This is a genomic window from Haemophilus paraphrohaemolyticus (genome assembly GCF_002015045.1).
In the GTDB taxonomy this organism is placed as follows: domain Bacteria; phylum Pseudomonadota; class Gammaproteobacteria; order Enterobacterales; family Pasteurellaceae; genus Haemophilus_A; species Haemophilus_A paraphrohaemolyticus.
Genome location: NZ_MUXX01000015.1, coordinates 1 through 11,498, shown reverse-complemented (window position 1 = coordinate 11,498; position 11,498 = coordinate 1). Strand labels below are relative to the sequence as shown.

General features: G+C 41.6%; 10 protein-coding genes and 1 pseudogene. 3 read left to right on the top strand and 8 right to left on the bottom strand.

Annotated features, from left to right (window positions below; all coding sequences use genetic code 11):
• Positions 1-113: 113 nt before the first annotated feature.
• Positions 114-1,841: an arginine--tRNA ligase gene (argS, locus tag B0184_RS08520; RefSeq protein ID WP_005707619.1), complete on the bottom strand. Its 1,728-nt coding sequence runs from the start codon at positions 1,839-1,841 to the stop codon at positions 114-116.
• Between the two features lie 30 nt (positions 1,842-1,871).
• Here argS and B0184_RS08515 point away from each other — a divergent pair, with 30 nt between their 5' ends.
• The 3 genes from B0184_RS08515 to B0184_RS08505 are packed head-to-tail and all read left to right on the top strand — an operon-like array spanning position 1,872 to position 3,263.
• The gene (locus B0184_RS08515) at positions 1,872-2,504 is read left to right on the top strand and encodes a VOC family protein (protein ID WP_005707624.1); all 633 of its coding nucleotides are present in this window, start codon (positions 1,872-1,874) and stop codon (positions 2,502-2,504) included.
• Positions 2,501-2,965, top strand: coding sequence for an outer membrane lipoprotein (locus B0184_RS08510; protein WP_005707628.1), 465 nt, complete (start codon positions 2,501-2,503; stop codon positions 2,963-2,965). The genes B0184_RS08515 and B0184_RS08510 overlap by 4 nt, the downstream gene beginning before the upstream one ends.
• A 22-nt stretch (positions 2,966-2,987) precedes the next feature.
• On the top strand, positions 2,988-3,263 hold the full coding sequence (locus tag B0184_RS08505) for a hypothetical protein (protein ID WP_005707630.1): 276 nt from the start codon (positions 2,988-2,990) through the stop codon (positions 3,261-3,263).
• A 61-nt stretch (positions 3,264-3,324) separates the two neighbouring features.
• On the opposite strand, the pseudogene tyrA reads toward B0184_RS08505, so the two are convergent.
• The 7 genes and pseudogenes from tyrA to B0184_RS08470 all read right to left on the bottom strand — a co-directional run bounded on the left by tyrA (position 3,325) and on the right by B0184_RS08470 (position 11,291).
• A pseudogene (gene tyrA / locus B0184_RS08500) lies at positions 3,325-4,445 on the bottom strand (bifunctional chorismate mutase/prephenate dehydrogenase).
• A gap of 60 nt (positions 4,446-4,505) precedes the next feature.
• Positions 4,506-5,549, bottom strand: a complete 1,044-nt coding sequence (locus B0184_RS08495) for a glycosyltransferase family 9 protein (RefSeq protein WP_005707620.1) — start codon at positions 5,547-5,549, stop codon at positions 4,506-4,508.
• Between the two features lie 97 nt (positions 5,550-5,646).
• Complete coding sequence (locus B0184_RS08490; RefSeq protein WP_005707625.1) at positions 5,647-6,627, bottom strand: peptide ABC transporter ATP-binding protein; 981 nt, start codon at positions 6,625-6,627, stop codon at positions 5,647-5,649.
• A 16-nt stretch (positions 6,628-6,643) separates the two neighbouring features.
• The gene (gene dppD, locus B0184_RS08485) at positions 6,644-7,621 is read right to left on the bottom strand and encodes a dipeptide ABC transporter ATP-binding protein (RefSeq protein ID WP_005707623.1); all 978 of its coding nucleotides are present in this window, start codon (positions 7,619-7,621) and stop codon (positions 6,644-6,646) included.
• Positions 7,622-7,629: 8 nt separating this feature from the next.
• Positions 7,630-8,520, bottom strand: coding sequence for an ABC transporter permease subunit (locus tag B0184_RS08480; RefSeq protein ID WP_005707618.1), 891 nt, complete (start codon positions 8,518-8,520; stop codon positions 7,630-7,632).
• A gap of 14 nt (positions 8,521-8,534) precedes the next feature.
• Positions 8,535-9,539 carry an ABC transporter permease subunit gene (locus B0184_RS08475; RefSeq protein WP_005707622.1) on the bottom strand — a complete coding sequence of 335 codons (1,005 nt, stop codon included), beginning with the start codon at positions 9,537-9,539 and terminating at the stop codon, positions 8,535-8,537.
• A gap of 153 nt (positions 9,540-9,692) precedes the next feature.
• Positions 9,693-11,291, bottom strand: coding sequence for an ABC transporter substrate-binding protein (locus B0184_RS08470; RefSeq protein WP_005707629.1), 1,599 nt, complete (start codon positions 11,289-11,291; stop codon positions 9,693-9,695).
• Positions 11,292-11,498: the final 207 nt, after the last annotated feature.

The window sequence follows — 11,498 nt, the reverse complement described above, 5'->3', positions numbered from 1 at the left end:
GATGTTTGGGTTGTACAGGAGATTTGATAAGCGGTCTTTTTTGACCTATTTTTTGCAAATTGAGATCGCTGAAATCTCCCCTCCCCCCTCTTTAGAAAAGATAGGATCTATCATTACATTTTCTCTACAGTCTTAATCCCTAACAGATCCAAACCTTGTTTCAACGTTCTCGCGGTTAATGCGACTAAACGTAAACGGCTGTTTTTCACCGCTTCTTCCGCATTCAAAATTGGACAAGCCTCGTAGAAGCTCGAGAATACCCCCGCCAATTCGTATAAGTATTGGCAAAGAATATGCGGCATACCATCTTTTGCTACGCCGTTTAAAGCCTCTTCAAATTGCAATAATTTCACTGCCAGCTCACGTTCTTTGTCTTCGGTTAACACGATTTCTCCCGTTAATTTGCCTGCATCAATGCCACTGCGGGCGAAAATCGAACAAATACGGGTGTAAGCGTATTGCATATAAGGCGCGGTGTTGCCTTCGAAAGTCAGCATATTGTCCCAGTCGAACACATAGTCGGTAGTACGGTTTTTCGAGAGATCCGAGTATTTCACAGAGCCGATTGCCACGGCTTCGACTACTGCTGCTTTTTCTTCCGCACTCAATTCTTGGCTGCGTTCAGAGATGAGCTTGTCTGCACGTTCTACCGCTTCATCAAGCAGATCTTTCAGTTTCACAGTGCCGCCTGAACGGGTTTTGAACGGCTTGCCATCTTTGCCCAACATCATACCGAAGAACGGGTGTTCAAGGCTGAAAGAGTCTGGCACATAGCCCGCTTTGCGAGTAATTAACCACGCTTGTTGCATATGTTGTGCTTGACGGCTGTCGGAGAACACCAACACACGGTCAGCATTCAAGGTTTCGTAGCGATATTTGGCTGCCGCAATATCGGTTGTAGTGTATAAGAAACCGCCATCTTTTTTCTGCACGATAACGCCCATCGGATCGCCATCTTTGTTTTTGAATTCCTCTAAGAACACCACCAACGCACCGTCATCTTCGACCGCTAAACCTTTCTCTTTTAAGTCTGCTACGATTTCTGGCAACATCGGGTTGTAAAGGCTTTCGCCCATCACATCTTTTTCGGTCAAAGTCACGTTCAAACGATCGTAATTTTCTTGGTTGTGGTGCATCGTAATATCGACTAATTTTTTCCACATTGTGCGGCAATATTCGTCGCCGCTTTGCAGTTTCACCACGTAATTACGCGCTTTTTCTGCGAAGGCTTCATCACTGTCGTAATGCTCTTTTGCCGCACGGTAGAAGGCTTCAAGGTCACTCAACTCCATTGCTGTTGCATTTTCATTTTCCATTTTTTCAAGGTAAGCGATAAGCATACCGAACTGGGTTCCCCAGTCGCCAACGTGGTTGGCACGGATCACTTTATTGCCTAAAAACTCAAGAGTACGCACTACCGCATCACCAATAATGGTCGAACGCAAATGCCCAACGTGCATCTCTTTCGCTACGTTTGGAGAAGAGTAGTCGATCACGATCGTTTGCGGAGTTGCAGTTTGAATACCAAAATTGACCGCTTGCAATGCAGAATTTGCATTCGCTGCCAACCAATCTTTATCCAAGAAAATGTTGATAAAGCCTGGTCCTGCGATTTCTAATTTTTCCGCAATGCCGTCTAAATTTACGTTATCCAAAATTTTCTGCGCAAACTCACGAGGATTCATCCCTAATTTTTTTGCCGCCCCCATCGCACCATTCGCTTGATAATCGCCAAACTCCGGCTTGCCTGATTGACGCACTAACGGCTCAACATTCTCGTCTGCTCCAGCAAGAATCATTGCTTGCTTGATTTTATCTGATAAAATTTGCTGAATATTCACTTTTTAACCTATTACATTTACATTCAAAAAATGGACAAAATTATACCTGAAAATGCAAACTTTTACGAGAAAATGACCGCTTGTTTTGGTGATTTATCTCAATTTGAGCAAAAAATCCAGCAAATCGCAGAAATCGCGGGGATTGATCTCAGCCGATATGAAATTGATCATCTTGCCGTTCGAATGAATACACTTGAAACAGCTGAAAAATGGCGAAATCTTTTAGTGAAAAATGTAAAGATTCTTAAAGAAAGTAAAGTGAATGGCCGCCCAATTGGGCTGTTTGAGCTAACGCAAGCGATTGATTTTTGTGGGCAAAAAGTCAAAATCGTAGAACTCCCCTTTCCGAAAGGTAAAATTTATCCACAAGAAGGCTGGGAGCATATTGAAGCGGTAATCCCTATGCAGCAAGGCGAGAGCGTAGTTTTGTGGATTGAACGTATGCTAAAAATGTTTGCACTTAATGAAAATCCTGCGCTTAACATTAAAATTAGCCAGCCTGAAGTGGAAGGTGAACAACTACCTAATCCGACCATTGCGATAAATGTAAAGAATGCAACTTTAGGTAATCATTCTTGTCTAAAACTACATCCTTATGGTATAAATGATATTATTTGTTCAGAAAATCATTTCTGGACTTTCTCTTATTGGAGTACAATATGAAAAAAATTGGATTAGCTGCTGCATTATTCTCTAGCTTTGTGATGGTAGGTTGTGCAAACACCGATATTTATAGCGGAAGCGTATATTCTGCGTCACAAGCCAAAGAAGCTAGAGCAATTAGCTACGGTACGATTGTATCTGTGCGTGATGTAAAAATCCAAGCAGATAATCAAGGTGTAATCGGCACAGTCGGTGGCGGTGTATTAGGTGGTATTGCTGGTTCTGCTATCGGTGGCGGTAGAGGGCAAGCGATTGCAACTGCTGTAGGAGCTATTGCAGGTGCGATGGCAGGCAATACAATCGAAGAAAAGGCGAGTCAAGTTTCTTCATTAGAAATGACGATTCGTAAAGATGATGGTCAAGAAATCGTAGTTGTTCAGAAAAAAGAAGACGGTTTCGTACCAGGTAAGCGCGTAAGACTCGTTGGTTCTAACTCGAATTTAAACGTTTCTTTACTTTAATTTTCAATTTTAAGGATTCATAATGAAAAAACTTTCGTTAGCCGTATTAGTTAGTATGGTTCTTGCAGCTTGTACAGCTGAAGTTTACTCTAGCCGTGGTGATGCAACTATTTTAAGTAGCAAAGACATCTCAAAAGATGTTGTTGAGTTAACCGTTCAAAAAGACAACGGTGAAATCGTGACTTTAAAACGTCAATACGATTCACACGCAACTGTTGGAGCACGTGTCACTGTTGCTGACCAAGAAAACAAACAAGATTCAGATTTAAAAACAATTCATCGTTACGAATTTAAATAATCTGGATAGATAAAGAAAACCCGACATAACCTTGTTGGGTTTTCTTCTACTTAAATTCAGTCTATTTTCGATAATCATTCGCCTGCTGCAACAATACTTGGCTCTCTTTTAAAAACTGTTCGGAATAATCACCAAACCAGTGATGTACCTTTTCAAAAACTTGAATAAAGCCCGCTTTATCTTTTTCTTCAAAGAATTTTAAGCTCTGTTCAAAGGTTGCTTTTAACGATTGAATCGTCGTGAGATTTTCAGGTTTATCGGAAATAATATCTGCATACAACGCCCCATCTTGAGCAAATAACCGCCCTATCATCGCGAGTTCTAAACGGTAAATAGGAGAAGAAAGCGCTAATAGCTGTTCAAGTTTTATCGGCTGTTCTGATAAATGCAAACCAAACATAAAAGTCGAAAAGTGGCGAAGAGCTTGAATATAAGTCATTGCGTGATCGTGCTCTATAGCATCAATCACTTCAATTTTTGCCCCCCAAATTTTGATCTGCTCTAATAACCATTCATATTGCTCTGCCCCACGTCCGTGGCAACAAACCACTACTTGCTTTGCCAAACTTGGCGTATCTGGACCAAACATCGGGTGAAACCCAACCACTGCCCCTTGGTGTACTTGCAACATTTTTTGTAATGGCTGTGCTTTCACCGAAGTGAGATCCGCCAAAATCATCTTTTCCGTCAAAAACGGTTGTAATCGTTCAATCGTTTCCAGCGTTTTATTTATCGGTACACAAACAAGCACAAGATCTGCGTCCGCCAAAATGATGTCAGCCTGTACCCAATCATTTTGATCGAGGCTTACCACTTGGTAGCCAGATAAACTTAGAAAGCGGTTAAATAATCGCCCTAATTTACCAAGCCCCCCACAATCACGATTTTTTGAATATTCGGATTCACTTGCTTAAAGCCGTGTTTATTCTCATTTGCGTAAGATTCTCGCATCACACGCCTAAGCACATCTTCAATCAAATCAGCAGGTACACCTTGCGTTTGTGCTTCAGTTCTGCGAGCTTCAATCATCGCTTTTTCACGCTCTGGTGCATAGACGGGAATGCCGTGTTCTGACTTCACTTTTCCTACTTTCGCGACTAATTTTAAACGTTCAGAAAGTAAGGCTATCAACTCACGATCAACCTGATCAATTTTTTCACGTAAAGGGTTTAATGGCATAATTTATCCTTGATGTTGTGTTTATTATTATTTACTTATTGTAAATCAAAAATTACAGATAAATTACCTATTTATTGCCAAGATTTCAACTACTTTTTGCTTCACACTTTCTACCGAAATTCTTGCCATTAAATTCTCACCTGTTTTGGATTTCGCTTTAGTTGCCCAAGGAAGTGCTTGCCACGATTTACCATAATAGTCTTGCACCGCTTCATCATAAACAGAAATCACATTTTGCTGAGCGTTATAAGGTGCAGTACGACGAGGATTGTGAATCGCATAAAGCCCAATCACAGGTGTACCTTGAATGCTCGCAATATGGGCTGAACCAGTGTCAGGCGAGAGCACTAAATCTGCTAATTTTAAGAGGGCAGCAAGCTCTTTTAGCGACGTTTTCCCTACCAAATTCTGCACATTCGGGGCAAGTTGCTGAATACAAGCGGTCATTTCAAGTTCACGTTTTGCAGGAGAACCGACCAAAATCACATTGATATTTTGTGCCATCAACCAATTCGCAATGTCAGCATAACGATCTATTAACCAATCTTTTTCTGCCTTGCTGGAACAAGGGGAAATCACCACATTTTTACGCATTGGATCAAGCCACTGTTTCGCTTTTTCAACCGTTTCCGCAGAAATTGGCAATTGCCATTTTGGGGTTAAATCAGTCACGCCAATCGCTTTGGCAAACATCATCTGTCCATCTAACACATGCGGAGAAGTGGTTTGTTCTACCTTTTGATTGGTAAAAAGCCACTGCATTTCACGGGCTCGATCTTTGTTAAACCCCATTTTTTTATCCGCTTTAATGCCAAGTGAAAGAATAGAAGCTCGAAATGCAGTTTGCATATTAAGCAGAAAATCGAACCGCTTGTGGGCAAGCTGTTTCCAAATTGTAAAGATACCTTTCCAACCAGATTTTTTATCAAACGGAATTAACGTCACATTAGGGAGATCTTGCATTAGCATTGCTTCAGTTTTACCAATAATCCAAGTAATTTCCACATCGGGATATTGGCGTTGAATAGCTTGCACAACAGAAAGGGTATGGCAAACATCGCCAATCGCAGAGAGGCGAAGAATGCAGAGGGATAGGGGATTTTTCATATAGTATAAATTATATTTACATAGAGAATAAGACTCTCTCCGAAAATTCTAAGAATTTTCTCTATCCTCTCCCACAAGGGGAGAGGGGGTATAGTGATTACTCCACCACAAAACACGCAATTTTTCTACCATCTGGGTAGTTTTTCAATTGCGGTTGTTCGACTCGGCATCGGTCGGTTGCAAAGCGGCAGCGGGCGTGGAAGGCACAGCCCTTTGGTGGATTAAGTGGACTTGGCAGCTCGCCTGTGAGTTTAATTCGCTCACGGCGATCAGCTTCGTTTAATCTTGGCGTCGCTGAAAGAAGTGCTTGCGTGTATGGATGTTTTGGATCAGCAAAAATCTGTTTTACCTCACCTTGCTCCACGCAACGTCCTAAATACATCACCATCACTTCGTCTGCAATATGTTCCACGACTGAAAGATCGTGTGAGATAAAGACATAAGAAAGCCCCATTTCTTCTTGTAGATCCATCATTAGATTGAGCACTTGAGCGCGTACAGAAACATCCAGTGCAGAAACAGGTTCATCCGCCACAACAATATCAGGCTCAAGCATCAACCCTCGAGCAATCGCAATACGCTGACGTTGTCCGCCCGAAAACATATGCGGATAGCGGTCATAAAACTCTGGTTTTAAGCCCACTTTTGCCATCATATCCAACACTTTTGCCTTGCGCTCTTTTACCGAAAGCGAAGTGTTAATAAGCAATGGCTCTTCTAAGATCGAGCCCACTTTTTTACGTGGATTAAGTGAGCTGTACGGGTTTTGGAAGACGATTTGAATTTTACGACGACGAAGCGTTGCCATCTCTTTATCATTTTCCAAAAAGTTTTGTCCATTGTAGAAAAGCTCGCCTTCAGTCGGCTGCTCAATCATTGTAAGCATTCGCCCAAGCGTCGATTTCCCACAGCCAGACTCCCCCACCACTGCCAAGGTTTTGCCCCGTTCAAGCGTAAAAGAAACACCATCTACCGCTTTTACCATTTTTGGTTTTGCGAATAACCCTTTCTTCACTGGGTAATATTTTTTCAGGTTAATCGCATCAAGAAGCGGTGCGTTTTCGTGATTTTTTTGCATATTATCCTCTCCTTGATTAGCTCGGTAAGCCTTGATTATTTAATGGTGTATGGCATTTCACTTGACGGCCGTTGATTTGCACCAAAGCAGGCTCAACGCTACGGCATTTCTCCGTCGCATACGGGCAACGCGGGTTAAGCAAGCAGCCTTGCGGACGGTCATATTTACCAGGTACAACACCAGGGAGCGATTGCAAGCGAGATTTACCTTCCGCAAACTCTGGCAATGCTTTCAACAGCGCTTGTGTATAAGGGTGCAACGGCGATTTGAAAATCTCTTCTGCCTTCCCCTCTTCCACCACTTGCCCTGCGTACATCACAATAATGCGATGTGCTGATTCTGCCACCAACGCCAGATCGTGCGTAATTAAAATCAATGCCATATTTTCTTTACGTTGTAATTCAAGCAGTAAATCAATAATTTGGGCTTGAATGGTTACATCTAGCGCCGTTGTCGGTTCATCAGCAATCAACAGCTTCGGATTACACGCAATTGCCATTGCGATCATTACACGCTGGCTCATCCCGCCAGAAAGCTGGTGTGGATAAACCTCTAAACGAGATTTAGGATCAGGAATGCCCACCAGTGAAAGCAATTCAATTGTTCGCTCACGGCGTACTGATTTGCTCCCGCCTTGATGCACTTTTAAGGCTTCCATAATTTGATAGCCCACGGTATAGCTTGGGTTGAGGCTTGTCATCGCATCTTGGAAGATCATCGCAATATCTGCTCCAACAATTTTCTGCTTCTCTTTTGGCTTTAACGCTAACAGATCATTCTGGTTAAAATGCAATTTCTCTGCAGTCACACGACCTGGGAAGTCTATCAAGCCCATAATCGCCAAAGAACTAACCGATTTGCCCGAACCAGATTCACCTACAATACCTAACACTTCACCTTCATTCACGGTGTAGCTAACACGATCAACCGCTTTAAAAGGGGCTTTTTCATCTCCGAACGAAACGGAAAGATTTTCAACTGTTAGTAAACTCATTTCGCCCCCTATTGTTTTAATTTTGGATCGAGAGCATCACGTAAGCCGTCGCCCATCAAGTTAAAGGCTAATACAAGCGATAAAATCGCTAAGCCTGGAATGGTCACAAGCCAGTTCGCTGATTGCATAAAACCGCGTGATTCTGCCAACATTGAACCCAGTTCTGGTGTGGGTGGTTGAGCACCAATGCCCAAGAAGCCAAGTGCGGCAAGTTCTAAAATCGCATTAGAAATCCCCATCGTCATTTGCACAATCAATGGCGCAAGGCAGTTTGGCAAAATCACAATAAACATCAATCGCCACACATTTGCCCCTGCTACGCGGCTTGCCACGACATAATCACGATTTTTCTCATTCATCACCGAAGCACGGGTTAAACGCACATAACTTGGAATGGAAACAATCGCAATTGCAATCGCCGCATTAATTAAGGAAGGTCCGAGAATAGTTACTACACCAATCGTTAAAAGCAAACTTGGAATGGCAAGCATAATATCGACCAAACGCATAATTAAAATATCAAGCGTGCCACCGTAGTAGCCTGCAAGCAAGCCTAAAATAACACCGAGTACGCAAGACATTACGACAATCAGCAAGCCAATAAAAACAGAAAGTCTCGCCCCATAAATAATGCGGGAAAGCATATCCCGACCGATGTCATCTGTGCCTAAAATATAGGCTGAATTCCCGCCCTCAAACCACATTGGTGGTAAAAGCAAGGCTGAGCGGTTTTGTTCGATTGGGTCGAAAGGTGCAACCCAATCTGCAAAAATCGCAGCAAAAAGCACGATTAAAATAAAGATAAACCCAATTACCGCTCCACGGTTTTGACTAAAATAATAGACAAACTCTTGGAAAGGTGTTTTCGGTATTGGGGCTGTTACTGTCGTTGAAGACATTCTTCACTCCTCTATTAGCTATGGCGAATTCGTGGATTTACCACGCCATAAATCAAATCAACCAGTAAATTCACAAGAATGATGATAGTTGCAATAATCAGCACTGAACCTTGTAGCACAGGATAATCTCGGGCGTTAATCGCCTCAATTACCCATTTACCAATACCTGGCCAAGAGAAAATATTTTCGGTTAATACTGCCCCAGAGAGCAACTGCCCCACAATTAAACCTACTACCGTCACGACAGGAATTAACGCATTACGCAACGCGTGTACAAACACGATACGAGTAGTATTTAAGCCTTTTGCTTTTGCAGTGCGGATGTAATCTTCGCCCAACACTTCAAGCATTGAAGAACGCGTCATTCGGGTAATTACTGCGAGAGGAATCGTACCTAATACAATTGAAGGTAAAATTAAAGATTTAATGGCTGCTAAAAATGCCCCTGGTTCATCAGATTGCCAAGTGTCAATCAGCATAAAACCCGTGTTAGCTTCAATCCAAAACTCAGACGACAAACGCCCTGAAGCAGGCAAGCCAAGCGGAGTGGACACATAGAGAATTAAAATCAAGCCCCACCAGAAAATCGGCATTGAATAACCTGTCAGAGAAAGTGTGGTTACAATATGTGAAATCCAAGAATTTTTCTTCACTGCAGCAATCACACCAAGAAAAATGCCGATCACTAAAGACCAAAGCAAGGCAAAAAATGCAAGCTCAACCGTAGCAGGGAAAAGAGTAAAAAATTCCTTGAGCACTGGCTCATTATTACGGAATGAGTTACCTAAATCGCCTTGAAAAATTCCTTTGATGTAATTGAAATATTGTTCAGGTAAGGGTAAATCCAAGCCGAGTTGCGACATCATTTGGGCGTGTACAGCTGGATCCAGCCCACGTTCGCCCATTCGAATTTCAATGGGATCACCTGGGATAAGATGCACCAATGCAAAAGTAATTAAGGTAATCGCAATAAAGGTAGGAATCACCATTAAAATGCGTTTTAAAATAAATGAAAACATAAATAGATAATAATAGGTAAATTTTTGGAAAATTTTGACCGCTTGTAGTCAATGCCAAAATTAAAATGACAGTTGCTGAGCCTGTCGAAGCATAAGGTATTTCAATATGCCGATTCGACAATGGCTTGACAAACTCACCAACCGTCTCAATAACTACTTATCCGCTAAATCCACGTAGTAGAAATTATGCAAGCTAAACGGGCTAATAGTATAACCCGTTACTTCTTTACGCACAGGGAAGTAAGTGGTTGAGTGAGCAATGGTTACCCACGGAGCTTGTTCTTTGAACAACACTTGAGCTTTTTTGTAGAGCTCTGTGCGTTTAGCTTTATCGCTCTCTTTTGCAGCATCATCAATCAACTGGTCAAACTCTTTATTACAGAACTTCGCATAGTTTGCTCCGGCTTCCACCCCTGCACAGCTTAATAGCGTATTTAAGAAGTTATCTGGATCACCATTATCGCCATTCCACCCCATCATTCCTGTTTGATGTTCGCCATCGCGCAAGCGTTTGATATATTCACCCCATTCATAGCTTACAATTTTGGCATTCACACCGACTTTTTTCCAGTCTTCTTGGATAAGCTCAGCCATACGGCGAGCATTTGGATTGTAAGGACGAGAAACTGGCATTGCCCACAAATCAGCATCAAAGCCATTTTCAAAACCTGCTTCTTTTAACAAAGCTTTGGCTTTTTCTGGATTATAGTCATAATCTACTACATCATTGTTATAGCTCCACATTGTTGGAGGAATTGGATTCTTCGCTTTTTCGCCAGCACCTTGGTAAACCGATTGAATTATTGCGTCTTTGTTAATCGCATAATTCAATGCCTGACGCACTTTCACATTATCAAACGGTTTTTTCTGCGTATTCAGCGCAAGATAACCCACATTCAAGCCTGCTTGGCTCATCACATTGATATTAGGATCTTTCTGTAATGCAGGTAAATCTGCAGGGTTGATATAAGGTGCTGCATGACATTCACCTTTTTGTAATTTTGCCATACGTACTGAAGCATCAGGCGTAATTGAGAATACCAAGCGGTCTAATTTTGCTTTACCAGCCCAATAATCATCAAATGCTTTATAACGAAGCTGGGAATCTTTTTGGTAATCAACAAATTGAAATGGCCCAGTACCAATAGGATTTTGATCTAATTTCTCAGGGGTTCCTACTTTTAATAATTTGTCTGCATATTCTGCTGACATAATAGAAGTAAAATCCATTCCAAGATTAGATAAGAATGGCGCATTTGGTGTTTTTAAAGTTATTTTGACCGTATAATCATCCACCTTTTCAACCTTATCAAGGATATTTTGCATATCCATACTGGTAAAGTACTCATAATTGCCACCAGAAATTTTATGATATGGATGATTTGGATCTAACTGACGATTAAATGAAAAAATAACATCATCAGCATTAAAATCTCGGGTTGGTTTGAAATCTTTAGTAGTATGGAATTTCACGCCTTGACGAAGATGAAAAGTATAAGTTTTGCCATCTTCAGAGATATCCCATTTTTCAGCTAAGGCAGGAATTACATTTGTTGTTCCAGGTTCAAAAGAAACTAGGCGATCAAATATTGTCTGTGCGATCGCATCCATCGTTCCTCCATCCGTCACAAACTGGGGATTAAAATAAGTTGGTGATGCTTCTAAGCAATAAACAAAGGTTTTCGGTGCTGCAAATGCGGTTGTTGATGCAAAAGCAAGGCTCAATAAAGAGAGTTTAACGAGTTTTTTCATAAAAGACTCCTGATGTTGTGAGTTGTTGTTTTAGTAGAAGTCTTTGAATATACAAGTTTTTGAAGGAACATCAAGAGGGAAAGGGGAAAAAAGCGGTAATATTTTAAGGATTTTTTACAATTTATATTTACACTAATAATGCTAAAAATCGAAAACCCCATACCTTACGATACGGGGTCCTTTATGTGTTCAATCTGGCGATGCCCT

What these genes read in the sequence shown, in the direction of transcription:
- dppD (WP_005707623.1), bottom strand. Translation starts at nt 7,621, where the DNA reads ATGAGTTTACTAACAGTTGAAAATCTTTCCGTTTCGTTCGGAGATGAA.
- B0184_RS08505 (WP_005707630.1), top strand. Translation starts at nt 2,988, where the DNA reads ATGAAAAAACTTTCGTTAGCCGTATTAGTTAGTATGGTTCTTGCAGCT.
- B0184_RS08510 (WP_005707628.1), top strand. Translation starts at nt 2,501, where the DNA reads ATGAAAAAAATTGGATTAGCTGCTGCATTATTCTCTAGCTTTGTGATG.
- B0184_RS08515 (WP_005707624.1), top strand. Translation starts at nt 1,872, where the DNA reads ATGGACAAAATTATACCTGAAAATGCAAACTTTTACGAGAAAATGACC.
- B0184_RS08495 (WP_005707620.1), bottom strand. Translation starts at nt 5,549, where the DNA reads ATGAAAAATCCCCTATCCCTCTGCATTCTTCGCCTCTCTGCGATTGGC.
- B0184_RS08480 (WP_005707618.1), bottom strand. Translation starts at nt 8,520, where the DNA reads ATGTCTTCAACGACAGTAACAGCCCCAATACCGAAAACACCTTTCCAA.
- B0184_RS08475 (WP_005707622.1), bottom strand. Translation starts at nt 9,539, where the DNA reads ATGTTTTCATTTATTTTAAAACGCATTTTAATGGTGATTCCTACCTTT.
- B0184_RS08470 (WP_005707629.1), bottom strand. Translation starts at nt 11,291, where the DNA reads ATGAAAAAACTCGTTAAACTCTCTTTATTGAGCCTTGCTTTTGCATCA.
- B0184_RS08490 (WP_005707625.1), bottom strand. Translation starts at nt 6,627, where the DNA reads ATGCAAAAAAATCACGAAAACGCACCGCTTCTTGATGCGATTAACCTG.